At 68.3% G+C, this 24377-nt stretch carries 20 protein-coding genes; 7 read left to right on the top strand and 13 right to left on the bottom strand.

Features of this window, described 5'->3' with window-relative positions:
* Positions 1-3 precede the first annotated feature (3 nt).
* From WJM96_RS08775 to hemF, 4 genes are all read right to left on the bottom strand, one after another.
* Positions 4-756, bottom strand: a complete 753-nt coding sequence (locus WJM96_RS08775; RefSeq protein ID WP_424812092.1) for an SDR family NAD(P)-dependent oxidoreductase — start codon at positions 754-756, stop codon at positions 4-6.
* Positions 756-1733, bottom strand: a complete 978-nt coding sequence (locus WJM96_RS08770) for a Bug family tripartite tricarboxylate transporter substrate binding protein (RefSeq protein ID WP_424812091.1) — start codon at positions 1731-1733, stop codon at positions 756-758. Before WJM96_RS08770 ends, WJM96_RS08775 begins: the two co-directional genes overlap by 1 nt.
* 94 nt (positions 1734-1827) lie before the next feature.
* Entirely contained in the window at positions 1828-2325 is a 498-nt protein-coding gene (locus WJM96_RS08765; RefSeq protein WP_424812090.1) for a ferritin-like domain-containing protein, read from the bottom strand.
* A gap of 284 nt (positions 2326-2609) precedes the next feature.
* The gene (hemF, locus tag WJM96_RS08760) at positions 2610-3488 is read right to left on the bottom strand and encodes an oxygen-dependent coproporphyrinogen oxidase (protein WP_424812089.1); all 879 of its coding nucleotides are present in this window, start codon (positions 3486-3488) and stop codon (positions 2610-2612) included.
* Between the two features lie 277 nt (positions 3489-3765).
* Here hemF and petA point away from each other — a divergent pair, with 277 nt between their 5' ends.
* The 4 genes from petA to WJM96_RS08740 all read left to right on the top strand — a co-directional run bounded on the left by petA (position 3766) and on the right by WJM96_RS08740 (position 7396).
* Positions 3766-4326 (top strand): ubiquinol-cytochrome c reductase iron-sulfur subunit, encoded by a 561-nt coding sequence (petA, locus tag WJM96_RS08755; RefSeq protein WP_424812088.1) that lies wholly within the window; start codon positions 3766-3768, stop codon positions 4324-4326.
* A 40-nt stretch (positions 4327-4366) separates the two neighbouring features.
* Entirely contained in the window at positions 4367-5647 is a 1281-nt protein-coding gene (locus WJM96_RS08750) for a cytochrome b (RefSeq protein ID WP_424812087.1), read from the top strand.
* 5 nt (positions 5648-5652) lie between these two features.
* Positions 5653-6414, top strand: coding sequence for a cytochrome c1 (locus WJM96_RS08745; protein ID WP_424812086.1), 762 nt, complete (start codon positions 5653-5655; stop codon positions 6412-6414).
* A 94-nt stretch (positions 6415-6508) separates the two neighbouring features.
* Complete coding sequence (locus tag WJM96_RS08740; protein WP_424812085.1) at positions 6509-7396, top strand: S-methyl-5'-thioadenosine phosphorylase; 888 nt, start codon at positions 6509-6511, stop codon at positions 7394-7396.
* Here WJM96_RS08740 and WJM96_RS08735 read toward each other — a convergent pair whose 3' ends face one another.
* From WJM96_RS08735 to WJM96_RS08700, 8 genes are all read right to left on the bottom strand, one after another.
* A complete protein-coding gene (locus tag WJM96_RS08735) occupies positions 7397-7801 on the bottom strand; it encodes a hypothetical protein (protein WP_424812084.1) in 405 nt (134 codons plus the stop codon).
* A gap of 44 nt (positions 7802-7845) precedes the next feature.
* Complete coding sequence (locus WJM96_RS08730; protein ID WP_424812083.1) at positions 7846-8274, bottom strand: MgtC/SapB family protein; 429 nt, start codon at positions 8272-8274, stop codon at positions 7846-7848.
* A gap of 12 nt (positions 8275-8286) precedes the next feature.
* Positions 8287-12258, bottom strand: a complete 3972-nt coding sequence (gene glgX / locus WJM96_RS08725) for a glycogen debranching protein GlgX (RefSeq protein WP_424812082.1) — start codon at positions 12256-12258, stop codon at positions 8287-8289.
* Positions 12251-13699 carry a glycogen synthase GlgA gene (gene glgA, locus WJM96_RS08720; protein ID WP_424812081.1) on the bottom strand — a complete coding sequence of 483 codons (1449 nt, stop codon included), beginning with the start codon at positions 13697-13699 and terminating at the stop codon, positions 12251-12253. The genes glgX and glgA overlap by 8 nt, the downstream gene beginning before the upstream one ends.
* Positions 13696-14967: a glucose-1-phosphate adenylyltransferase gene (gene glgC, locus WJM96_RS08715; RefSeq protein WP_424812080.1), complete on the bottom strand. Its 1272-nt coding sequence runs from the start codon at positions 14965-14967 to the stop codon at positions 13696-13698. Before glgC ends, glgA begins: the two co-directional genes overlap by 4 nt.
* Complete coding sequence (gene glgB / locus WJM96_RS08710; RefSeq protein ID WP_424812079.1) at positions 14964-17192, bottom strand: 1,4-alpha-glucan branching protein GlgB; 2229 nt, start codon at positions 17190-17192, stop codon at positions 14964-14966. Before glgB ends, glgC begins: the two co-directional genes overlap by 4 nt.
* Position 17193: 1 nt before the next feature.
* Positions 17194-19668, bottom strand: coding sequence for a glycogen/starch/alpha-glucan phosphorylase (locus WJM96_RS08705; protein WP_424812078.1), 2475 nt, complete (start codon positions 19666-19668; stop codon positions 17194-17196).
* 72 nt (positions 19669-19740) lie between these two features.
* The gene (locus WJM96_RS08700; protein ID WP_424812077.1) at positions 19741-20661 is read right to left on the bottom strand and encodes a PfkB family carbohydrate kinase; all 921 of its coding nucleotides are present in this window, start codon (positions 20659-20661) and stop codon (positions 19741-19743) included.
* 106 nt (positions 20662-20767) lie between these two features.
* On the opposite strand from WJM96_RS08700, the gene WJM96_RS08695 reads away from it, so the two are divergent.
* Both WJM96_RS08695 and WJM96_RS08690 read left to right on the top strand, forming a co-directional pair.
* Positions 20768-21706, top strand: a complete 939-nt coding sequence (locus WJM96_RS08695) for an alpha/beta hydrolase (RefSeq protein WP_424812076.1) — start codon at positions 20768-20770, stop codon at positions 21704-21706.
* A gap of 27 nt (positions 21707-21733) precedes the next feature.
* Positions 21734-22522: an SDR family NAD(P)-dependent oxidoreductase gene (locus WJM96_RS08690; protein WP_424812075.1), complete on the top strand. Its 789-nt coding sequence runs from the start codon at positions 21734-21736 to the stop codon at positions 22520-22522.
* Here WJM96_RS08690 and WJM96_RS08685 read toward each other — a convergent pair.
* On the bottom strand, positions 22519-23232 hold the full coding sequence (locus WJM96_RS08685; RefSeq protein ID WP_424812074.1) for a tRNA1(Val) (adenine(37)-N6)-methyltransferase: 714 nt from the start codon (positions 23230-23232) through the stop codon (positions 22519-22521). The two genes, WJM96_RS08690 and WJM96_RS08685, sit on opposite strands and share 4 nt — an antisense overlap.
* Positions 23233-23344: 112 nt before the next feature.
* On the opposite strand from WJM96_RS08685, the gene WJM96_RS08680 reads away from it, so the two are divergent.
* Entirely contained in the window at positions 23345-24376 is a 1032-nt protein-coding gene (locus WJM96_RS08680; RefSeq protein ID WP_424812073.1) for a polyprenyl synthetase family protein, read from the top strand.
* Position 24377 lies beyond the last annotated feature (1 nt).

The raw sequence follows: 24377 nt of genomic DNA, 5'->3' as shown, positions 1-24377 counted from the left end.
TCTTCAGTGAAAGGTTCTGCCGGAGTCGATGACGACCGTCTGGCCCGTCATCGTCTCCGTGCGGCACATCGTCACCACCATGTCGGCGCAATCGTCCTTGTCAGCCGCCTTCTTCAGCAGCGAGGACGAGGCCGAGAGCGTCACCTGCTCGGGCCGCAGATTGGCCGTGGCGCGCGTGCCCTCCAGTAGGCCCGGCGCCACGCAGTTCACCAGCGTCTCCGGCGCTAGGGCCACCGCCATGCACTTGGTCAGGTGGATCAGCCCCGCCTTGGATACGGCATAGGCGATGGAGGAGCCTGTCGGCCCCAGCCCCGCTACCGAGGCAATATTCACGATGCGCCCGGAACCCTGCGCCTTCATCACGGGCGCCACCGCCTTGGTCAGCCGCATGGGGCCCGTGAGATTCACCGCCATGATCTTGTCCCAGACCTCCTCGGTGAGGTTGTCGAGGTCGGGAAAGGGGATCGACTTGTTGTAGGCGGCGTCGTTGATGAGGATGTCCAGCGCGCCGAACCGCGCCCGCACATCCGCCACGAGCCGTTCCACCGCTGCCTTGTCCGTGATGTCGCAGCCGAAGGCGGCGGCATTCACCTGGTATTGCGAGGCGATCTCCCGCGCCACGCCCTCGGCCTGCTCGCGGCTCTGCGCGTACATCACCCCGATATGCGCGCCCTCTCGCGCCAGGGCGTGGCAGATGCGCTGGCCCAGGCCGCCATTGCCGCCCGTGACGAGGGCGACCTTACCCTTGAGGTCCATCAGTCGAGCCTCGCGCCCGCGATGCGGACCATCTCCTGCCACTGCGGCCGCTCGCGATGCGCGCGCTCCCACACGCCGTTGGGCTCGGAGCCCAGAGCGATGGCCCCCGTCCGCAGGAAGCGGGCCTTCACCTCCGGGTCATTGGCGATGGCCTGCATGGCCTGTGACGCCTTTTCGACGATGGGGCGCGGGACGCCGGCCGGGAAGGCCATGGCGCACCAGGAGTTCACCACGAAGTCGGGAACTCCGGCCTCGGCCATGGTGGGCACGTCCGGCAGTGCCGGGTGGCGCTCGGCGCCCGTCACGGCGAAGGCGCGCATGCGGCCTTCCTGCACCACGGGAACGTAGCTCGCCAGATTGTCGATCGCGAACGTGAGGTCGCCCGAGAGCATCGCCGGAATGATCTGCGCCGCGCCGCGGAACGGCACGTGCTGGCCATCGATTCCGAGCCGGTTGCAGAAGAGCGCGCCGCAGAGCTGGGCGGTTGTACCCACACCCGGGCTGCCGAAGCTGACGCCCTGGCGGCGCGCCTTCGACCATTCGACGAACTCGCGCAGATTGGTCGCAGGCACGAACTGGGTGGGCGCGACGACCACGTTGGGCAACTGCCAATGCATCGAGATCGGCTGGAAGTCCTTGTCCCAGTCGAAGGGCAGGCGACTGTAGAGGTAGTTGGCGATGGACCACACGCCCAAGGTGAGGGGGCCCATCGTATAGCCGTCGGGCGCGGACTTCGCGATCGCATCGGCGCCGATGTTGCCGCCAGCGCCGGGCCGGTTCTCGATCACGAAGGGCTGGCCGAGCTTGATCTGAAGCTGTTCCGCGGCGAGGCGCGCGAGCACGTCCGTCGAACCTCCCGGCGGCCAGGGCACCACCATGCGGACGGGCTTGTCGGGCCAATTGGCCTGGGCGCTGGCGGTGGTCGCGATCGCCGGCGCAAAGAGGCCGGCAGCCAGGATGTGGCGGCGAGTCGTCATACTCTTCTTTCCCTCGGACGTGTTGCTTGCCGCCAGGATGAAGCAACAGGCGCCGGAGGGCGAGGGGGGTGCGCGTGAAGCGCACCCGCCGGCTTTACATTGCCTTGGCCATCTCGTTCACGCCGGCATCGGCGAGAACGGTGAGGTCCTTGTCCGTCTGCGACTCCTCCTTGAGCGTGGCATCGAGGAGCGCCACCGCCTCCTTGTGGCCGAGGAGCTGCGCCCAGCGCTTCAGCGTGCCGTAGCGCGTGATCTCGTAGTGTTCGACAGCCTGGGCGGCGGCGATGAGGCCGGCATCCACCGCCGGGGTCCCGCCGTATTCCTCCAGGATCTCCTCGCCCTCGGCGACGATTCCCTCGATCGCATCGCAGGTCTTGCCCACGGCGCGTTTGCCGATCACCTCGAAGACGTCCTGCAGGCGGCCGACCTGGCCCTCCGTCTCGAGGCGATGCTTCTCGAAGGCGGCCTTGAGGTCGGGCGAATGCGCGCCGCGCGCCATCTTGGGCAGTGTCTTCAGGATCTTTCGCTCGGCGTAATAGATGTCCTTGAGCGTGTCGTAAAAGAGATCGTCGATCGTCTTGGCCTTGGCCATGGGGCGGCTCCGTTCCAGGTGGGGTGGGAAAGCCAGGCGTCTGGCGTCCGCCCTATGAACGCCGGAAGGCGAGCCCGGTTCGCGGCAGCCTGCGATTCAGAAGCGGTTCACCCGCATGCCACAAACTTGCCGCGACACGGGCGCAGCCGCGCCGCAACCTCCTGCGAAAAGGGAAATTGAGGCTTTGGTAAGGAGTCCCGCGATGCTTGCCCGACTGATGAACAGCCTTCGCCGCTGGCTGGGTTACAGGCCCGAGCGCCGCTACATGCGCGGGACGCGATAGCTCACCAGGCGGCTTCGGGCGGGAGCGACATCAGGATCGCTTCCACATTGCCCCCGGTCTTGAGGCCGAAGACCGTGCCGCGGTCGTGCAGCAGGTTGAACTCCGCGTAGCGCCCGCGGCGGAAAAGCTGGTGCTGCCGTTCCTCGGGCGTCCAGGCCTCGTGCATCCGCCGTGCCACGATGGCGGGATAGGCCTCCAGGAAGGCCAGCCCCACATCCTTCGTGAAGGCGAAGTCCGCCTCGGTGCCGTGGCCGGGCGTCCGGTCGCCGAGCCAGTCGTAGAAGATGCCGCCTAGGCCGCGCGTCTCTTTGCGGTGGGGCAGGTAGAAGTACTCGTCGCACCACTGCTTGAAGCGGGGGTAATAGCTCGCGTCATGGCGGTCACAGGCGCGGCGGAAGGCGTCGTGGAAGAAGGCGGCGTCCTCCAGGCTTTCGGGTGCGGCCATGTCCATGGGCGTGATGTCGCCGCCGCCGCCGAACCAGCAGCGCGACGTCACGATGAAGCGCGTGTTCATGTGCGCCGTCGGCACCCGGGGGGAGCGGGGATGCGCCACCAGGGAGACCCCGGTCGCCATGAAACGGGGATCCTCTTCGGCCCCCGGTATCTGCGAGCGGAACTCGGGGGAGAATTCCCCATGGACCGTCGAGATGTTGACGCCCACCTTCTCGAACACCCGCCCGCGCATGAGGCCCATCGTCCCGCCGCCGCCCTCGGCACGGGTCCAGGGAGTATAGGTGAAGCGTCCCGCGGGCAGGCCGGCATGGGGGCCTGAGGCCAAGGCATCCTCATTCGCCTCGAAGGCCGCGCAGAGGCGGTCCCTCAGCCCGGCGAACCAGGCGCTGGCGGTTTCGGCGAGGGGGTGCGAGATCGGGTCGGTCATGGGCGCGATTCTACCCGAGGCAGCCGCGCCGGCGGGAGGGGGGAGGGGACCGATTCGACCCATGCGCGAGGCGAATGGGCAACAGCCGCCGCCGATATGCGGCCTTGGGGCAAGTCCCGGAGCCAATTGCGCCTTCTGTCGATGCGGCGCGGTTGCCACATGCCCAAACCACCCGTAATAGGCACGAAGGCGCTTCGGAGCCTTGGGCTACTGCTGCCCAAAGCCCCAGGAGCCAAGGGTTTCGTCCGCCACGGATGGGTGGCAGAGAGGTGGTTTGATGGCTGAAGCGGCGGCATCGCATGGGACTCACGGAAGCGGCACTCCGGACGTCACCAAGCGGGACTTCCTCAAGCTGACGGCGGCAGCGTTCGCCGCGGTCGGTACCGGCGCCATCGTCTGGCCCTTCATCTCGCAGCTGGCCCCCGCCCGGGACGTGCTGGCGCTGGCCAGCACCGATGTGGATATCGGGCCCGTGACCGTCGGCCAGGCCATCACGGTCATGTGGCGCGGCAAGCCCGTCTTCCTGCGTCACCGCACGCCGGAAGAGATCGCGGCCGCCAAGGCCGTTCCCATGAGCGAGCTGAAGGACCCGGCGACCGATGCGTCCCGCGTCCAGCGCGAGCCCTGGCTCGTGGTCATCGGCGTCTGCACCCATCTGGGCTGCATCCCGCTCGGCCAGAAGCCGACCGACCCGAAGGGCGACTACGGTGGGTGGTTCTGCCCCTGCCACGGCAGCCACTACGATACCTCTGCGCGCATCCGCAAAGGGCCCGCCCCGGCGAACCTCCACGTTCCGCCCTACGCATTCACGTCTGACCGCGCGGTCCGGATCGGCTGAGGCCGGTTCGCGACACACCTAGATTCAGAGGACGAGCAAGATGGCCGGTGGCCTGCACGACTCTCAGATGAAGAACCCCGTCATCCGCTGGATTGACCAGCGGATGCCGGTCTTCACCATGATGGAAAAGGAGTACGGGACGTTCCCCACGCCCCGGAACTTCAACTACTTCTGGAACTTCGGCGCCCTCGCCATGATCAACCTCGTGATCATGATCGTGACGGGCATCGTGCTGGCGATGCACTACACGCCGCATGTCACCCTGGCCTTCGATAGCGTCGAGCGCATCATGCGCGACGTGAATTTCGGCTGGCTCATCCGCTACGCGCACGCCAACGGCGCCTCGATGTTCTTCATCGTCGTGTACGTCCACATCTGGCGCGGCATGTACTACGGCTCCTTCAAGGCGCCGCGTGAGCTGCTGTGGATGCTGGGCGTGCTGATCTTCCTGCTGATGATGGCCACGGCCTTCATGGGCTACGTGCTTCCCTGGGGCCAGATGTCCTTCTGGGGCGCCACCGTCATCACCAACCTGTTCAGCGCCATCCCGCTGGTGGGCGACACCATCGTCACGTACCTCTGGGGCGGCTTCTCGGTCGATAACCCGACGCTGAACCGCTTCTTCTCGCTGCATTACCTGCTGCCCTTCGTGATCACGGGCGTGGTGTTCCTGCACATCGCGGCCCTGCACATCACGGGCTCGAACAACCCGCTGGGCATCGAGCCCAAGGGCCCGCAGGACACGCTGCCGTTCCACCCGTACTACACGATCAAGGACAGCGTCGGCATCGTCGTCTATCTGATGGTCTTCGCGGTGCTGGTCTTCTTCGCGCCCAACTACCTCGGCCACCCGGACAACTACATTCCGGCCAATCCGATGGTGACGCCGGCGCACATCGTGCCCGAGTGGTACTTCCTGCCCTTCTACGCGATCCTTCGCGCGGTGCCGGATAAGCTCGGCGGCGTGCTGCTGATGGGCGGCGCGATCGTGATCCTCTTCGTCCTGCCCTGGCTGGACACGTCGAAGGTGCGCTCGCTGCGCTTCCGCCCGATCAGCCGGATCCTGTTCCTGCTCTGGACGGTCAACTTCTTCGTCCTGATGTGGTGCGGCGGAAAGCCGGCCGAGCAGCCCTACGTCCTGATCAGCCAGATCGCGACGATGTTCTACTTCGCCTACTTCCTGGTGGCCCTGCCGCTGCTGGGCCGCTTCGAGCGCACGCTGCCGCTGCCCGAGAGCATCGCAGCCGCCGTGCTCAAGAGGCCCATGGGCGGTGGACCCCTCCCTGGCGGCGCGACCGCCCAGCCGATGGACAAGGCCTGATCCCGATGCGCAAGTTCAAGGCTTTCGCCCTCGTCGCCGCGCTCTTCGCCGCTTCCCCCGCCCTGGCGGCGGAAGGGCACGGGCCGGCTATCCCGGACGCGCATTTCAGCTTCAACCGCCTCTTCGGCACCTTCGACCGGGCGGCCGCGCAGCGCGGCTTCCAGGTCTACAAGGAGGTTTGCGCGAACTGCCACTCCATGCGGCAGCTCTTCTACCGCAACCTCACGGAGATCGGGCTGAGCGAGGCGCAGGTCCGCAACATCGCGGCCGGCTATCAGATTCAGGACGGCCCGAACGACGAGGGCCAGATGTTCGAGCGTCCGGGGCGCATCTCGGATCATTTCCGCCGGCCCTTCGCCAATGACAATGCGGCCCGTTCGGCCAATGGCGGCGCACTGCCGCCCGACCTCTCGGTCATCGTCAAGGCGCGGCCCGACGGGGCGAACTATCTTCGCGCCCTGCTGACGGGCTATGGCGAGCCGCCGGCTGGCGTGACCGTGATGGAGGGGATGCACTACAACGCCTACTTCCCCGGGCATCAGATCGCCATGGCCCCGCCGCTGAGCGACGGCCAGGTCGATTTCGGCCAGGGTGCGCCGAATACGGTGGATGCTATGGCCCGCGACGTCGCGACCTTCCTGGCCTGGGCCGCCGAGCCCGAGCTGGAAGCCCGCCGGGCGCTTGGCGTGAAGATCCTGATCTTCCTGGGCATCCTGGGCGTGCTGGCCTATCTGACCAAGAGGAAGATCTGGGCCAACGCCCACTGACCCCTCAACGTCACGGCGGCATCGCCCGCCCTGACCTATCCTTCCCAGGAGGGGGCGCTACCCGCGCCCCCTTTTCGCATATGGAGATCCGCGCGTGAGCGAGACTTTCGAACCCGTCATCGGCCTCATCGGCGGCTCCGGCCTCTACGACATCGATGGGCTGGAAAACCGTGAGTGGCGCCGCGTCTTCACCCCCTGGGGCGAGCCTTCTGACGAGCTTCTCTTCGGCACGCTCGGCGGCATCAAATGCGTCTTCCTGCCGCGCCACGGCCGCGGCCATCCGACGCCGCCCTCCGCCCTCAACTACCGTGCCAACATCGATGCGCTGAAGCGCTCGGGCGTCACGGACGTGATCTCCCTCTCGGCCGTCGGCTCGCTGCAGGAGAACCTGCCGCCCGGCCATTTCGTGATCGTGGACCAGTTCATCGACCGCACCTTCGCGCGCGAGAAGTCCTTCTTCGGCACGGGTTGTGTCGCGCATGTGAGCGTCGCGCACCCGACCTGCCCGCGCCTTTCCGATGCCATCGAGGCTTCGGGCAAGGAGCTCGGCCTGCCCATGACGCGCGGCGGCACCTACCTGGTCATGGAGGGGCCGCAGTTCTCGACCAAGGCCGAGAGCGAGCTGTACCGTTCCTGGGGCTGCCACGTGATCGGCATGACCAACATGCCCGAGGCCAAGCTCGCCCGCGAGGCGGAGCTTTGCTACGCCAGCGTTGCCATGGTGACCGATTTCGATTGCTGGCACCCGGACCATGACCACGTGACGGTTGACCAGGTGGTGAAGGTGCTGCTCGGCAATGCCGACAAGGCTCGAGCGCTGGTGAAGTCGCTGATCCCCCGCGTCGGCCAGCCGCGCAGCGCCTGCCCGGCGGGCTGCGACCGGGCGCTGGACCACGCGATCATCACGGCGCCCGAGAAGCGCGACCCCGCGCTCATCGCCAAGCTGGATGCGGTGGCTGGCCGGGTGCTGAAGGCCGCCTGATCAGATCACTCGCAGGATGGCCTCGCGCGTCAGCCGCTGGTTGGCGCGCGCCCATTCGTCCTCGGTGAAGAAGAGCGGCTCGTTCCGGTCGAAGCCGTTCACGCTCCAGTTGCTCTGGCGGGACCAGAAGGCGACGAACTCGCCCTCGTCGTCCCAGCTGGCGAGAGGGGCCTCGATCCGGGGCATGCCGTCATAGACGGTGCAGAGCGCGACACCGCGGCCCTGCTTCACCAAGCCATGGCCGCAATAGTCCCGATGCCCCTCCGGCAGGATACCGTCCTCGTACCGGTTGCGGCGCACATGCTCCCACATGCGCTCGGCGAAGGCCTCGCCGAAGGGCGAGCGATCGCCGGATAGGGCCCAGGGCTTTGGCGGCGCCGGGCCGCGCGGGAGGCGAACGAACATGGCTACGGCCAGGGCACCTAAGCCCAGCGCGGCCGCGAGCCATATCACCTTCTGGGGCCTTCGACCTTCAGAGGCGCGAGGTACCGCAGCGTGACGAAGGTCATGATGCTGATGACCACCGCCACGTCATAGACCCCGATGCCGACCGAAACGCCTACCGCCCCCGTCGCCCAGAGGCTGGCAGCCGTGGCCGTCCCGTACACCGACGTCCCGTGCTTGATGATGGCGCCGCCGCCGATGAAGCCGATGCCGGTGATGACGCCCTCGATGACGCGCGCCGCCCCTTCCGGATGGGTAGCGAGAAGGTTCTCCGTCGCCTGGACGAAGCCGCAGGCCGCGATGGCGACGAGCGGGAAGGTCCTCAGGCCCGCGCTGCGCTCCGCCTTCTCCCGGTCCCAGCCGATGGGCACCGCGAGGAGATAGGCAACGCCGAGAGCCAGCAGGTGTGGCAGAATGGAAAAGCTGTCCGTCATGGCAGCTACAATTCACATCCGGGCAGAAAGTCGCGCCAGGATTTCCTGTGCGACCGGTGTCGCGAAACAGGCCTCGGCGCCACCGGGAAGGCGGCGGCGCCAGTTGGGCCGCTCCCGGTCCGTGCCGGGAAGATTAAGGGCGATGCGCTCACCAGCCATGTCCTCCGCCTGGATGAGCAGCATGGCCGAAGGCGTCGCGGCTACATAGGCATGGATCGCCGCGGCCATGGCGGGCGAAAGGGCGGCCCCTTCCTCGCCCGAAGGCGCTTCGATCCCGGCGGCGGCCAGGGCCTCCAGCAACAGCGCCTTGTCCTCCGCCCGGGCGATGCGGGCCTCCGTCGCCTCCTCGGCGGTGAGCAGGCCCAGAGCCTCGCCTTCAGCGATGCTCGTGCCCTCCCACCAGCCGGCCAGCGGCGGAAGGTCGTGCGTCGCCACGCAGGTCGCGGCCAGCGCCGGATATTCGTCCGGCGCCCGGAAGCGGGGTCCGTCACGCTCGAACCACAGGACGCGATAGGAGAGGATCTGCGAGCCTGACATGGCTTCGCGCAGGCCGGGCGGGACCGTCCCCAGGTCCTCGCCGACCACCGTGCAGGCAGCGCGGTGCGATTCCAGCGCCAGTTCCCCGCGCCAGGCCTCGAAGGGCTGGTCCAGGTAGCAGCCCTCGGATGCCCGTGCCCCGTCTGGGACGAGGAAGAGGCGCTTCAGCCCCAGCACATGATCGATGCGGAGCGCGCCCGCATGCCGCATGTTCGCCCGGATGAGCGCGGCGAAGCCCGCGTGACCTTCGGCCTCCGAAGCGATGGGGTCCGGCGGCGGCAGGCCCCAGACCTGCCCGAGCGGCCCGAGCGGATCGGGCGGCGCACCGATGGAGACGCCGGAGAGCGTCGGGAAATCGCCGGACCATCGCTCCGCGCCGTCGAAGGCCATGCCGATGGCGAGGTCGCGGTAGAGGCGGATACCCTGCGCCGCCGCCTCCGCCAATTGGCGATCCGCAAGGAATTGCAGCCAGGCATGGAAGCCGGTCTCATCCGCCTCGCGGGCGCAGAAGGCCGCGACCCCGCTGTCGCGGCCGTGCCGCAGGCCGTCAGGCCAGCGCGAGATGTCCGTGTGGCCCGCCCGCGTCGCGATGGCGTTGAAGGCGGCAAAGCGCTGCAGGGTGGCCCCGCCCTCGGCGCGGAAGGCGAGGAAGGCGGGGTCGTTGCGGTCGAAATGCTCCCAGGCCCGGCGCAGCACGCCCAACTTCGCCTGCCAGACCGCGGGATAGTCCACCGTTTCGCCCACCCGCAGCGCCTGGAAATCCGGCGCGCCGTCGAGCCGCGACACGTCGATCAGCAGCGGCTCGAGGAACCGCCGGTCGGACGGCTGGTAAGGACTCGCGCGCTCCCGGTCGAGGAGCGGCAGAGCGTGGGGAGGGCTGATGCCGAACCAGAATGCGCCATGGCCGGCAGCCGCCCGGGCGAATTCGGCAATGGCCGTGAAGTCGCCCATGCCTTGGTCTCTGGCATGACGAAGCGCGTAGGTCTGGGCCGTCACGCCGAAGCGGCGTCCGTGCTCCAGCTGGGGTGCCATGTAGCAGGCAGGTGGTGCGGCGGTGATTTGGCAGACAATGTCGCCAACGCGAAGAACGTGCCGCCCTTCCGGAAGGGCGGGAATGGTGATGCCGCCGTGCTCGACAGCCACGGCGAGGTCCTGCCGTGTCCCGTCTTCCAGCGTCAGTTCCAACTCCAGCCGGAAAGGCGAGGCGGGTGCGAGGGGCAGGCGGGCGGGATGCCCCGCCTGGAGCGGCAGATGCGGGGGCAGCATCGGGCGGTGCTGACGGCGTTCCAGGCTTTCCCGGGCCTGAGCAGCGGTTTCTGCCGGCAGCCCAAGCGACGAGAGGACATGCCGCAGGGTGCCCTCCGGCACGTCATGGTCCACGCCCGACAGATCTCGCCAGCGCGGGGCGATGCCGGCGGCGGCGGCGAGCCGCGCCAGAGCGGCCGGGCCGGCAGCCCCGGGAGCCTTGCGCGCCCGCGGAAGCTCGGCCAGCAGCTGGACCGATCGCGGGGCCAGGATGGGCTGTTCCGGCAATTTCCGAAGATCTGGCTGGGCGCTGTCCGCCACCAGGCCCCAGGCGAAGTTCCAGCGGGGCCGTGGCAGCACCAGGGGGAGCGCTTCGTCCCCGCCGTTGCAGGCCAGCAGCACGCGATCGTCCTTGGCGTACAGAAGGGCCACCAGCGCCCGCGCCTCTTCCCAGTCGGAAGGGTTGATCACATCGCCGCCGGGATGGAGCCAGATGGCATCCGGCATGCCGGATTCATCGGCGGGGCCGCCGCTCAGCGCGTCCAGGCTGTGCAGCGCGGGATGTTGCAGGCGCGCCGAGATGAGCCGCGCGGTGAAATCCACCAGCCCCTGGTCCAGGCCATCCCAATCGAACCAGGAGACGGCGCTGTCCTGCGCATAGGCATTGTTGTTGCCGTGCTGGCTGCGCCCCGCCTCGTCACCCATGGACAGCATGGGCGTGCCGCGGGCGCCGAGCAGCGTGGCGAGCAGCGCGCGGATGTCGCCCTGCCGCTTGGCCTCGATCACCTGATCCGGGGTTGGCCCCTCGATGCCGTGGTTCCAGGAGAGATTGTTGCCGGTGCCATCCCGGTTCTGCTCGCCGTTCCCGAGGTTGTGCCTGCGTTCGAAGCTCACGAGGTCGCGCAGCGTGAAGCCGTCATGCGCGGTGATGAAGTTCACGCTCTTGCCGACGCGGCCGGCGAAGAGGTCCGCCGACCCGGCCAGCCGGGAGGCGAGGGGGCCCAGTGTCCCGCTGTCCCGCCCGCGCCAGAACCGCCGGACATCGTCGCGGAACCGGTCGTTCCATTCGGGCCAGCCATCCGGGAAGCGGCCCAGTTGATAGCCGTCCGGCGCGACATCCCAGGGCTCCGCGATGATGCGGCACCGCCGCAGCACCGGGTCCTGCTGGATCGCGGCGAGCAGGGGCGCGAAAGGGTCGAAGCCGCCCTCGCGCCGGCCGAGCGTGGTCGCGAGGTCCAGGCGGAAGCCGTCCACCCCCGCCTGCAGCGCCCAGTGCCGCATCGCGTCCATGGCCAGCCGCAGCGGCCAGATCCGATCGAAGGTGACGGTGTTGCCGCAGCCGGTATCGTCGACATAGGCGGCGGGGTCGCCCGCCATCCGGTACCAAGCGCCGTCGCCCAGTCCGCGCAGGCTTAGTGTGGGCCCGAGCGGCCCGCCCTCGCCGGTGTGGTTCAGCACGATGTCCAGGATTACGCCGATGCCCGCCGCGCGCAGCGCCGCGACCGCCGCGCGGACCTCGGCCATGCCACCGGGCGCCAGCCTCGGATCGGGTGCGAGCCAGGCCACGGGGTTGTAGCCCCAGTAGTTGGTTAGCCCGAGGGGGCCGAGATGCGGCTCGTCCACCCAGGCGGCGACGGGCAGGAGCTCGACATGTGTCGCGCCGAGCCGCTTCAGGTGTGCGATCGCGGCCGGGTGGGCCAGTCCCGCGAAAGTGCCGCGCTGCGCCTCGGGAATGTCGGGATGGAGGCGGGTGAACCCGCGCACATGCATCTCGTAGATCACGGTGGGGCCAGCCGGCAGCGGCTGAGAGGGCAGGGGCGGCAAGTCCTCCACCAGGACGGCGTGCGCCAGATGCGGCCCACTGTCGGCGGGATCCGGATGCGCCCCCGTATCGAAGGCCGAGGGGTGCAGGCGTGCCGGGGTCTGGAGCGCCCGCGCCCATGGGTCGAGCAGGAGCTTGGCCGGGTTGAAGCGCTGGCCGCGCCCTGGCGCCCATGGGCCCGACGCACGCAATCCGTAGGCCGTGCCGGCTGCCGGCCCGGCGATGCGGCCGTGGAAAACCTCTCCATCGGGCCTCAACTCGTGCCGCGCGACTTCCCGGCCGCCTTCGAAGAGGCACAGCAGCAGCTGCTCCGCGCCGGGGGCAGGAATGGCTGCCTGTATGCCGCCCTCGACCGGAAAGACGCCCAGCCGGTCAGGCACGGGCGGCGACCATCTCTCGGAACAGCGTGGCGTATCGCCGGGCCGAGCGGGCCCAGGAGACGTCACAACCCATCGCATTGGCCTGCAGGCCCGCCCAGGCGGTGGGATCGCGGTAGAGGCCGATGGCGCGCTCGATAGTCAGGCCCAGCATCTCGGCCGTGACGGGGGCGAAGGTGAAGCCCGTCCCCGTACCCGCGGCGAGCGCCATTTCATTCGCGTCGATCACCGTGTCGCCCAGCCCGCCCACATGCGAGACCACGGGCAGCGCGCCATAGCGGAGCGCGCAGAGCTGGCCGAGCCCGCAGGGCTCGAAGCGCGAGGGCATGAGGAAGATGTCCGCGCCGCCGTAGCACAGCCGCGCGAGCCCTTCCTCGAAGCCGAGAAAGCTGCCGACGCGCCCGGCCAGAGAGGCGGTTGCGCCGTGCACGCGCGCCTCCAGCTCCGGCTCCCCACTGCCGAGGATCGCCAGCTGAGCGCCCTGGCCGAGGATGAAGGGCAAGGCCTCGAGAATGAGATCCACGCCCTTTTGCCAGGCGAGGCGGCCCACGAAGGCCAGCAGCGGAGCCCCGGCGTCCTGGTTCAGACCCATGCGGGCCTGAAGTTCCAGCTTGTTGCGCTGGCGGAGATCGGCCGTGGCGGCATTGAAGCGCGCGGAGAGGCGGGTGTCCGCAGCAGGGTCCCACTCCTCGGTATCGAGGCCGTTGAGAACGCCGCAGAGTTCTGCGCCGCGTCCGCGTAGCAGGCCATCGAGGCCCATGCCGCCCTGCGGCGTGCGGATCTCGGCCGCATAGCCGGGAGAGACCGTGGTGATGCGATCGGAGAACCAGATCCCGGATTTGAGGTACCCGACGCCCCCGAAATACTCGAGGCCGCCGGTCTGAAACGCCTCGGACGGCAGGCCGAGCGCCGAGAATAGGGTCGCGGGATACCGCCCCTGGAAGGCGAGGTTGTGGATGGTGAAGAGCGTCGGGATCGCGGAACCCGAATAGCGCAGATAGGCGGGCGTCAGGCCCGCCTGCCAATCATGGGCATGCACCGCGTCGAAGCCCATGCGCCGCGCGGCCTGTGCCGCCGCATAACCGAACGCCGCGAAGCGGATCGCATTGTCGCCCCATTCCGCGCCCCCGGGCTGCTGATAGGGAGAGCCCCCCCGGGCGAAGAGGTGCGGCGCATCCACCACGAGCATCTCGCGCCCGGCCATGCGTGCGGCCAGCAGGCGGGCGTGGCCCCCGAAGAGGTCGGGAAGGGTTTCGACGGTTTCGAACCCAGCCACCGCCGCGGCCATGACGGGGGGATACCCAGGCAGCAGGGTGGTGACGGCAACGCCTTCCGGCGCGAGGGCAGCGGGAAGGGCACCCACCACATCCGCGAGGCCCCCGGTCTTGATGAACGGAAAGCCCTCCGAGGCCACCGCCAGGACGCGAAGCGGCGTCCCGCTCATGCCAGGCGGTCGAGCATCGACTGGGTGATGAGGCAGATGCCCTTCTCGGTCACGCGGAAGCGACGCTCATCCTCCGCCGGGTCCTCACCCACCACGAGCCCGTCGGGGATCCGCACGCTGCGGTCGACGACGACGTTGGTGAGCCGGGCGCCGCGGCCCACATCCACATCCGGCAAGAGCACCGCGCCATTCACCTGCGCGAAGGAATGCAGGTGCGCGCCGGTGAAGAGCAGGGAACGATGAGCCGAGGCGCCGGAGATGATGCATCCCCCGGCCACCAGCGAGGAGATGGCCTCGCCGCGACGGCCATCCTCGTCATGCACGAACTTCGCCGGCGGCACGACCTCGGCATAGGTCCAGATAGGCCATTCCTTATCGAAGAGATCGAGCGCGGGGATGATGTCGGTGAGGTCGATATTCGCCTCCCAATAGGCATCCACCGTCCCGACGTCCCGCCAATACGGTGCGCCTTCCGCGTTGGAGCGGACGCAGCTGCGCTCGAAACGATGCGCGGCGACGCGGCCTTCGCGTACCAGATGCGGAATGATGTCCTTTCCGAAGTCCCGGCTGGAATGCGGGTCGGCGGCGTCGCGCTTCAGCTGCTCGATGAGGAACTTCGTCTCGAAGACGTAGATTCCCATGGAGGCGAGGGCGAGCTCGGGCCGTCCCGGAATGCCGGGCGGGTCCTTGGGCTTCTCGACGAAGTCGCGTACCCAGCCGCTCGAATCCACGGCCATCACGCCAAATCCGACGGCCTCCAGGCGCGGCACCGCCATGCACGAGACCGTGACGTCTGCGCCCAGATCCACATGCTGCTGAAGCATGCGCTCGTAGTCCATCTTGTAGATATGGTCGCCCGCAAGGATGACCATGTGCCGGGGCGCGAGGTCCTCGATGATGTCGATGTTCTGAAACACCGCGTCGGCGGTGCCGAGATACCAGGAATGCTCCGAGACGCGCTGGCTGGCGGGGAGGATGTCGAAGCTTTCGTTCCGCTCGGGCCGCAGGAAGTTCCAGCCGCGCTGAAGATGGCGGATCAGGCTGTGCGCCTTGTATTGCGTCGCGACGGCCACGCGGCGGATGCCGGAATTGATGGCGTTCGACAGCGCGAAATCGATGATGCGGGATTTGCCGCCGAAGAAAACCGCGGGCTTCGCGCGCTTGTCGGTCAATTCCATGAGCCGGGAGCCGCGGCCACCCGCCAGCACGAAGGCCATCGCGCTGCGGGCAAGCGGCGCGGCGGCGGTCGGCGCGCGATCAGGCATCATTCCTCCGGCGGCGTAGGCTTCTTCGGCTGCCAAGCCTCTGGCATGAGATAGACGGTGGCAAGCGGCGGCAAAAGCACTTTCGCCGAGGCTGGCTGGTTGAAGGCAGGTTCATCGACAGCCTTCACGCGCCCCAGGTTACCAAGCCCGGAGCCGCCATATTCCTTCGCATCCGTGTTCAGGACCTCCCGCCACATCCCGGCCTGAGGCAGGCCGATGAGGGTGGCAACTCGCGGGACAGGCGTGAAGTTGCACAGAACCGCGACGGGCGGCCCGCCTTCGCCGTCGAAGCGGAGCCAGGTGAAAATGGACCGCTGCTCGTCATCCGCGTCGATCCAGGTGAAGCCCTCCGCCTCCGTGTCGCGGGCATGCAGGGCGGGAACCTCGCGATGCAGCCGGTTGAGCTCGCGGATCAGGTCCCGGACCCCTTGGTGGGACGGGTATTGCAGCAGCCACCAGTCGAGCTCCCGTTCCTCGGACCACTCGCGCCATTGGCCGAATTCCTGGCCCATGAAGAGCAGCTTCTTGCCCGGATGCCCCCACATGAAGGCGAAATAGGTGCGAAGGTTCGCGAAGCGCCGCCAGTCGTCACCGTCCGGCGCCGGCATGCGGCCGAGCAGCGTGCCCTTGCCGTGCACCACCTCGTCGTGACTCAGCGGGAGGATGAAGTTCTCGTTGAAGGCATAGACGAGGCCGAAATTCATGAGGCCGTGATACCAGCGCCGGTGGAGCGGATCCTTTTCCACATAGCGCAGGGTGTCGTTCATCCAGCCCATGTTCCACTTGAACGAGAAGCCGAGCCCGCCCTTCGCCACGGGCGCGGAGACACCGACCCAGTCCGTGGCCTCTTCGGCGATGGACAGCGCGCCTGGGCATTCCGTGGCCAGGAGCATGTTGGTGCGGCGCAGGAAGCCCACGGCGTCGCGGTTGTCGTTGCCCCCGTCCTCGTTCGGGACCCATTCGCCGGGACCGCGCGAGTAGTCCAGGTGGATCATCGAGGAGACGGCGTCCACCCGCAGCCCGTCCGCGTGATACTGCTCCAGCCAGAACAGCGCATTGGAGGTGAGGAAGGCTTCCACCTCCTTGCGGCCATAGTCGTAGATCGCGGTCTGCCAGTCCGGATGATAGCCCCGGCGGGGATCCGGATGCTCGTAGAGCGTGCTGCCGTCGAAATGCGAGAGCCCGTGCGCGTCGTTGGGGAAATGCGCGGGCACCCAATCGAGGATCACGCCGATACCGGCCGCATGCGCGGCATCGATGAAACGCGCCAGGCCCAGAGGATGCCCCAGCCGCGACGTCACCGCATGCAGGCCGATGGGTTGGTAGCCCCAGGAAGCATCGAAGGGATGCTCCATCACCGGCATGAACTCGATATGCGTGAAGCCGAGATCCTTCACATAAGGGATGAGATCGAGGGCCAGGCGGTCCCAGTCCCAGAAGCGTCCATCTGGGTGCCGCTTCCAGGAGGGCGCATGCACCTCATAGATGCTCATCGGCTCCCGGCGGGCATCGAGCTTCTTGCGCGCCTCGAGCCAGTTCTCGTCTGTCCACCCGAAGCCTTCGATGCAGGCGACGACACTTGCCGTCGCAGGCCGCAGCTCGGCCGCGAAGCCAACGGGATCGGCCTTGAGCGGGAGCAGCGCGCCGTCGGGACCCGCCAACTCGTATTTGTAGGCTTGGCCTTCCTCGAGGCCGGGGAGGAAGAACTCCCAGATGCCGGAATCCACGCGCCGTCGCATCGGATGGAAGCGGCCGTCCCAGCGGTTGAACTCCCCGACGACGGAAACGCGCGTCGCATGCGGCGCCCAGACCGCGAAGCGCACGCCCTTCGCGCCTTCATGCGTGATGATATGCGCACCCAGCCGGCCGGGCAGGCGATGATGGGAGCCCTCGAGCAGAAGGTGATCGTCCAAAGGGCCGAGCGTCGGGCCGAAGGCATAGGGATCAAGGATCACCATCCGCCCACCGCCCTCCCGAATGGCGAGGGCGTAGGGCGAGGGAAAGGGCCGGCCGGGGAAGAAGCCCTCGAAGAGAGGGGTGTCGCCGCGGCGCGTGAGCGGCAGCACCTCGTCCTCGAAGAGCACGTCCACGCCATCCGCGCCCGGCCGCAACGCGCGGACCACGATACCGTCGCCGCTCGGATGGGGGCCGAGAAGCGCGAAGGGGTCGCCATGGCGCGCGCCGATCAGCGCCGCGACATCCTCGTCGCTGGCCCGCCAACCGGCCACGTCAGCTCTGCACCGGAACGTTCCAGATCTCCTGGGCGTATTCCGCGATCGTCCGGTCGGAGGAGAACCAGGCCATCCGGGCGGTGTTCAGGATAGCGCTGCGCGTCCAGTCGGCCGGGTGCGCCCAGCGCTGGGCCACCGTGCGTTGCGCGGCGAAGTAGGAGTCGAAATCGGCGGTGACGAGGAAACGGTCGTCCTGCCGCAGCATGCGGACGAGATCGGAATAGCGCGCGGGATCGTCGGGCGAGAAGACGCCGGAGGCGATGGCCTCCAGCGCCTGCTGCAGCCGCGGCGACTGGTCGATGGAGTCCTGTCCCTTCCAGCCCTCGGCCCAGCGCTGCGCCACCTGCTCGGTCGTCAGGCCGAAGATGAAGAGGTTCTCCGCGCCCACATGCTCCAGGATCTCGACATTGGCGCCGTCGAGCGTGCCGATCGTCAGCGCGCCGTTGAGCGCGAGCTTCATGTTGCCCGTGCCCGATGCCTCCATGCCGGCGGTCGAGATCTGCTCCGACAGGTCCGACGCCGGGACAATCATCTCGGCTAACGAGACGTTGTAGTTGGGCAGGAAGACGATCTTCAGCCGATCGCGGATGGCCGGATCGCGGTTGACGGTTCGGGCGATGTCATGCGCCAGCTTGATGATCAGCTTGGCGCGGTGATAGCTCGCCGCCGCCTTGCCGGCCAGAATCTTCACCCGCGGCACGTAGTCGCGATGCGGCTGGGCACGCATTTCGTTGTAGAGCGCCACCGCCTCCAGCAGGTTCAGGAGCTGGCGCTTGTATTCGTGGATGCGCTTGATCTGGACGTCGAAGAGCGCGGACGGATCGACGCGCGCATTCGTCTCGCGCCGGATCAGCGCGGCCAGGCGCTCCTTGCTCGCAAGCTTCACCGCAGCGTAGCGCTGCTGGAAGGCGGCATCGCCTGACAGCGCCTCCAGCTTGCGAAGCTCCTCCGGCCTGTCGAGGAAACCGGGGCCGATCGCGTCCGTCACCAGCTCCGTCAGCCCCGGGTTGCATTCGAGCAGCCAGCGGCGGAAGTCGATGCCGTTGGTCTTGTTCGTGATGCGGTCAGGGAAGAGCATGTTGAAGTCGTGAAAGACGGTCTTCTTCAGCAGCTCGGAATGCAATGCGGAGACGCCGTTCACCTTGTGCGAGCCGAGGAAGGCGAGGTTGCCCATCCGGACCCGCCGGCCCGAATGCTCTTCGATCAGCGAGACGGAGGAGAGCAGGCGCCCATCGCCCGGATGCGCGGCCGAGACCTCGTTCAGATGCACCGCGTTGATGAGGTAGATGATCTGCATGTGGCGCGGCAGCAGCCGCTCCATCAGCGAGACGGGCCAGGTTTCGAGCGCCTCGGGCAGCAAGGTGTGGTTCGTGTAGGAAATGGTGTTGCGCGTGACGGTCCAGGCCTGGTTCCACTCCATGCCGTGGTCGTCGAGAAGGATCCGCATCAGCTCCGCCACCACGATGGCGGGGTGCGTGTCGTTGAGCTGGATGGAGACGCGGTCCGGCAGGGAGTCGAGCCCGCCATAGACGCGCACGTGGCGGCGGATCAGGTCCTGCAGTGCCGCCGAGCTGAAGAAGAACTCCTGCCGAAGCCGCAGCTCCTGCCCCGCGGGCGTGTCGTCCGACGGGTAGAGCAGGCGAGAGATCGCCTCGGCGCGCGCCCGGTCGGATTGCGCGCCGATGTGGTCGCCGGCGTTGAAGGCCTCGATCTGGAGCGGGTCGGCAGCGCGTGCGGACCATAGCCGCAGCGTGTTCACATGCTTGCAGCGCCAACCCACGATCGGTGTGTCATAGGCGACGGCCAGCACGGTCTCCGCGGGCTTCCAGACCTGGCGCTGCTCGCCATCCTCGCCCTCGACTTCCTCGACGGTGCCGCCGAAGCCGATGCGATGGGCGATTTCAGGACGCGCGAATTCCCAGGGGTTGCCGTATTGCAGCCAGTCCTCGGGGTATTCCTCCTGCCAGCCCTGGCGGATCACCTGGCGGAAGAGGCCGTGTTCGTAGCGGATCCCATAGCCGACCGCCGGGATGCCGAGCGTCGCCATGCTCGACATGAAACAGGCGGCGAGCCGTCCCAGGCCGCCATTTCCCAGGGCCGCATCGGGTTCGCTCGCCAGGATCTTCGCCTCATCCACGCCGAGCGATTCCAGCGCTGCCTTCACATCGGGCGAGAGACCGAGGTTGGAGATGTTCTCGCGCAGCAAGCGGCCGATGAGGAATTCGAGCGAGAGATAGTAGACCTGCTTGCGCCCGCCGTCGTAAGCGCCGCGCTGATCCTTCAGCCAGTCCTTGACCAGCTTGTCGCGCACCGCCAGCGCCGTTGCGATGAACCAGTCGCGGTCCAGCGCTCCGGCGAGGCTCTTGCCGAGATCGAAGGTGATCTTGCGGAGAATGGCCTCTCGCATCTCGGCGGCGGCGGGCGAAAGGTCGAGTGCGGCGGGAGGCTTGGGAAGGGCGTCGGCGTCGCTCACATCAAATTCCCCAGACAAATCAAAAACAATGGACATTGTGGCACAGGCGCTCGCACCCGCGCCGCAACTATTTCATGCAGTGCAATATTCCCGCATGAAGGTTTCGAGCTTTTCGCGATGGGGTGTGTCGCCGTCGCGCGCGCGCAGGGCCCCGGCCGCGCTGCTGAAACGAAGCGCCTCCTCCATCTCCATTCCTTCGGCCACGGCCAGTGCGAAGGCGCCGTGGAACACGTCGCCCGCGCCGGTGGTGTTGGTGGCCTGGACTCGATAGGCGGGCATCTCACGCGGCTTCTCCTCACCGCGCATCATCCAGAGGGTGCTGTCTTCGCCGCGCGTGACGGCGGCCATGCGGGTCACACCTTCCGACACGGCCTTTCGAAGCCCGTCCGCCGGACGCGCGCCGGGCGCGTAATTGTTGAGACCCGGTAGAGAAAAGATCGGGTACCGCACCAGCGGAACGAGGTCGAGCAGCAGGCGCGTTTCGCTGCGCTCGCCATCCAGCACAGTCGGGACGTCCAGGCGCTCGGCTTCCACCAATGCGTGACGCGCGCCCTCGGGCCAGCGCGGATCGCACAGGAAGGCGCCAGCCTCCTTCAGCCTCTCCAGCGGCAGCCAGGATGGATCGGTGCCCAGCCCATCGCCCCGATAACCCATGATCGTGCGCTCGCCGACGCGATCGACGAGCACGGCCGACGTCGGACTCCGGGCGCCCGGGACCCTGTGCATGCCCTGGATGTCGATGCCCTCGTCCCGGAGGCCGTCGGTCAAAAGTTCGGCATTCTGGTCGTCGCCCACGCGCCCCCAGAAGGCGGCCTGGCCGCCGAGGCGCTTGACCGCGATGGCCGCATTGGCGGCCATGCCGCCCACGCCGAGCGAATACGACCGGGCGCGTGCCTTGGCTGGCGGCTGCGGGACTTCATCCACGTGAAAGACATGGTCCGCCACGGCGTTGCCAAGGCAGATGACCAGGGGAAGGGATGTGGCGCTCATCATGCAAGGCTAGTCGCTTATCCATTGGATCGGAACATCTTTGGGCGGTTGCCGTTGCACGCGCGGCGCGCTCAGATGGTCCGGACCTAACGGAGGGGACCAAGAGAGCATGACGTCACCGTTGCATCCGGACTGTGTCGCGCTGCTGGAAATGATTCGCGAAATGGGGCGGCCTCGCTTCGAGGCGCTGCCCTATCCCGAGACGCGCGTCCTCTACGCCGCCGGGCCCAAGGTGCTGCAGCCGCCGCCGCCCGAGGTCGCGGATGACCGGCGCCTTGCTCTGCCCAACGGCGTCGCGCTGCGCTTCTACCGCCCGCTCGGCAGTACGGCGGCCGAGAAGCTGCCTTGCCTGATCTTCGTGCATGGCGGCGGCTGGGTCGTGGGCGATATCGAGACGCACAACCACCTGGCGCGCAGCCTCGCGAACCTGGCCGGCTGCGCGGTGCTGAGCGTGGACTACCGCCTCGCTCCCGAGCATCCCTTTCCCGCCGCGGTGGACGACTGCGCCGATGCGGTGCGCTACGCCGTATCCGAGGCGGAGGCGCTCGGTGTCGATCCGGCACGCCTGGCCGTCGGCGGCGATAGCGCCGGCGGGAACATCGCGGCCGTGCTCGCGCTGATGGCGCGGGACGGGGCGCTGCCGCCGCTGCGTCACCAGATGCTGCTCTACCCGGTGACGGACATGGCGCAGACCCATGAGAGCTATGTGCGCTTCACCGATGGCCTGCCGCTGGTCGACGCCACCATGCGGTGGTTTCGTGGCCATTACGCCCCGCATCGGGAGAATTGGGACGACTGGCGCGCTTCGCCGCTGCGCGCCGCCAGCGTCGCCGGCACGGCGCCAGCCTTTGTCCTGACCGTGGGCTACGACCCGCTTTGCGACGAGGGCCGCGACTACGCCAGCCGGCTGGATCGCGAAGGCGTGCGCGTCACGCATTTCCACGCCGCCGACCTGCTGCACGGCGTGCTGACCATGAGCAAGGTCGTGCGCCCCGCGGAGGCGCTGATCGCCGCCGCCGCCGCGTCACTGCGCGACGCCATCCAATAAGCACCAACAGCGGGAGGAAAAGAGACGATGCGGTTCAAGGAGAAGGTCGTCGTCATCACGGGCGGCGCCAACGGTATCGGCCTCGCAGCCGCGCGCGGCTTCGTCCAGGAAGGCGCGAAGGTGCTGCTGGTGGATCGCGATGCCGCCGGCGAGCAGGTGGCCGCCGCACTGCGCGCCGAGGGGCATGACGTCGCCTTCCATCAGGCGGACGTCACGCGCGCCGCCGAGGTGCAGGCCTATGTGAAGGCCGCAGTCGACCGCTGGGGCGCGATCCACTGCTTCTTCAACAACGCCGGAATCGAGGGCCATGTGCGTGCGATCCACGAGCAGGACGAGGAGGTGTTCGACCGTGTCATCGCGGTGAACGTGAAGGGCGTTTTCCTGGGGCTGAAATACGTGCTGCCGGTGATGATCGGGCAGGGTGGCGGCGCGGTGGTCAACACGGCGTCCACGGCGGCGCTGGTCGGCTCGGCCGGGCTCGGGCCCTACACGGCCTCCAAGCACGCGGTGCTGGGGCTGACGCGCAGCGTCTCGGCCGAGGTGGCGAAGCAGGGAGTTCGCATCAACGCGCTCTGCCCGGGCCCGACGGATACGCGCATGATCCATTCGCTCGAGGATCAGGCGCACGCCATGGGCGCAAATGACGTGGCGGAGCGCTACCAGGCGGCCATACCGCTGGGCCGCTACGCGACAGCGGAGGAGGTGGCGGCGATGGTGCTCTTCCTGTGCTCGGATGCCGCGAGCGCCGTGACGGGCGCGCATTTCCTGGTGGATGGCGGCCGGACTGCCGCACCGGGCGGAAGCGCCTGGCGCTAAAGTCCTGAGGCGCCTCGCAGCACGGCTTCGGCGGCTTGCGTGGGCGAGCCGTCGGCTTCGTGCAGGACGAGGCCGGGCAGCACCTCGTCGGGGCCCTTGCCTCCTTTACGGGCCTGGATCAGCACGCGTTTGGCCGCCACCCCTGCGCGCGGCCAGAGCGGCAGGAGGCGGACGCCCCCGCATCCCGCATCCCCCAGCAGGCCGGCCGCCTCGGCGAAGCGCGAGGCGGGCAGCACGAGGCTGAGGGTGCCCTTGTGCCGGGTGGCGCGGGCCATGACCGCGATCCAATCCAAGAGCGCGGCGTCCTCATGGGCTGCCTGGCGTTTCGCGGCATCGGGCGAGGCGGTGCCGCCGGTCCAATAGGGTGGATTGGCGAGCGCGTGGTCGACGGGGCCGAGATCCTGGATTTCCCGTGCATCGCCGGCATGGACCTCTGCAGTCACGCCATTGAGCGCGGCATTGCCCTGGGCCAGCGCGGCGAGGGCCTGATCCCGCTCCACCGCGCGGACGGAGATGCCGGGCACGCGCGCGCCGAGGCACAGGAAGGCCGCCCCGGAACCGCAGCCGAGTTCGAGCACCACGTCGCCGCTTCGGGCCGGAACGAAGGCCGCGAGCAGCACCGGGTCGATGGCCGCGCGAAAGCCCTGGCGGGGCTGCCGCAGCCTGACCCTGCCGTCCAGCAGGCCATCCTCGCTCAGATCATCGGCCATCCGGCGCGAAATCCTTGATTTCCCTAGCCTTGCCGCCATGTCGGCTGCTCGGGTATTCTAGGGCTCTGCGGCCGTGGTCAAGGCCGCTTCTGTTTTTCTGGGGATTGAGCGAGTGGCCGGTGCGATCGAAGCGAAACGGGACGGCGCCGTGACAAAGGATCGCGGCGAGGGGGCCCTGTCGCGCCTGACCGCGCTGGTGGCCCAGGACCTCGAGGCCTGCAACCGCGTCATCGTCGAGCGCATGCACAGCCCGGTGGCGCTGATCCCCCAGCTTGCCGCCCACATCGTCGCCGCCGGGGGCAAGCGGCTGCGGCCGCTGCTGACGCTCGCCGCCTCGAAGCTCTGCGGCTACGAAGGCGAGCGGCACATCAAGCTCGCCGCCTGCGTGGAATTCATCCACACGGCGACGCTGCTGCATGACGACGTGGTGGACGAAAGCGCGCTGCGGCGGGGCCAGGCCAGCGCCAACGCGCTCTTCGGCAACCAGGCCTCGGTGCTGGTGGGCGACTTCCTCTTTGCCCGCGCCTTCCAGCTCATGATCGAGGACAAGAGCCTCGAGGTGCTTCGCATCCTGGCCGCCGCCTCGGCCACGCTGGCCGAGGGCGAGGTGCTGCAGCTCATCACCCAGAACGACCTGTCGAGCACGGAGGCGCAGTATCTGGAGGTGATCGAGGGCAAGACGGCCGCGCTCTTCGCCGCCGCGACCCGCATCGGCGCCGTGGTGGCCGACCGTCCGAAAGCCGATGCCGAGGCGCTGGATGCCTATGGCCACAATCTCGGCGTCGCCTTCCAGCTGGTGGACGACGCGCTGGACTACTCGGCCGAGCAGGCGCGCCTCGGCAAGACGGTCGGCGACGACTTCCGCGAGGGCAAGATCACGCTGCCGGTCCTCATCGCCTTCCATGAGGGCGACGAAGCCGAGCGCGCCTTCTGGCGCCGCACGCTCGAAGAGGGCGAGCAGACCGAGGCCGACATGGCCGAGGCGCAGCGCCTGATGGCGCGCCACCGCTGCATCGAACGCACGGTCGAGCGGGCGGAATTCTATGGCGATGCCGCGCTGAAGGCCCTGGAGAGCTTCCCGGAGAACGAGGCGCGCGCCGCGTTGGCCGAGGTCGTGCGCTTCTGCATCGAACGCGCCCGTTGAG

Source organism: Roseococcus sp. YIM B11640 (assembly GCF_049727625.1).
Taxonomy (GTDB): domain Bacteria; phylum Pseudomonadota; class Alphaproteobacteria; order Acetobacterales; family Acetobacteraceae; genus Roseococcus.
The sequence above is the reverse complement of the archived record's forward strand: the minus strand, read 5'-3'. Positions and strand labels throughout refer to the sequence as shown.

Coding starts and splice junctions, on each gene's coding strand:
- petA (WP_424812088.1), top strand. CDS start 3,766: ATGGCTGAAGCGGCGGCATCGCATGGGACTCACGGAAGCGGCACTCCG.
- WJM96_RS08750 (WP_424812087.1), top strand. CDS start 4,367: ATGGCCGGTGGCCTGCACGACTCTCAGATGAAGAACCCCGTCATCCGC.
- WJM96_RS08765 (WP_424812090.1), bottom strand. CDS start 2,325: ATGGCCAAGGCCAAGACGATCGACGATCTCTTTTACGACACGCTCAAG.
- WJM96_RS08695 (WP_424812076.1), top strand. CDS start 20,768: ATGACGTCACCGTTGCATCCGGACTGTGTCGCGCTGCTGGAAATGATT.
- WJM96_RS08745 (WP_424812086.1), top strand. CDS start 5,653: ATGCGCAAGTTCAAGGCTTTCGCCCTCGTCGCCGCGCTCTTCGCCGCT.
- glgA (WP_424812081.1), bottom strand. CDS start 13,699: ATGAGCGGGACGCCGCTTCGCGTCCTGGCGGTGGCCTCGGAGGGCTTT.
- WJM96_RS08730 (WP_424812083.1), bottom strand. CDS start 8,274: ATGACGGACAGCTTTTCCATTCTGCCACACCTGCTGGCTCTCGGCGTT.
- WJM96_RS08770 (WP_424812091.1), bottom strand. CDS start 1,733: ATGACGACTCGCCGCCACATCCTGGCTGCCGGCCTCTTTGCGCCGGCG.
- hemF (WP_424812089.1), bottom strand. CDS start 3,488: ATGACCGACCCGATCTCGCACCCCCTCGCCGAAACCGCCAGCGCCTGG.
- WJM96_RS08735 (WP_424812084.1), bottom strand. CDS start 7,801: ATGTTCGTTCGCCTCCCGCGCGGCCCGGCGCCGCCAAAGCCCTGGGCC.
- glgC (WP_424812080.1), bottom strand. CDS start 14,967: ATGATGCCTGATCGCGCGCCGACCGCCGCCGCGCCGCTTGCCCGCAGC.
- WJM96_RS08690 (WP_424812075.1), top strand. CDS start 21,734: ATGCGGTTCAAGGAGAAGGTCGTCGTCATCACGGGCGGCGCCAACGGT.
- WJM96_RS08685 (WP_424812074.1), bottom strand. CDS start 23,232: ATGGCCGATGATCTGAGCGAGGATGGCCTGCTGGACGGCAGGGTCAGG.
- WJM96_RS08775 (WP_424812092.1), bottom strand. CDS start 756: ATGGACCTCAAGGGTAAGGTCGCCCTCGTCACGGGCGGCAATGGCGGC.
- WJM96_RS08700 (WP_424812077.1), bottom strand. CDS start 20,661: ATGATGAGCGCCACATCCCTTCCCCTGGTCATCTGCCTTGGCAACGCC.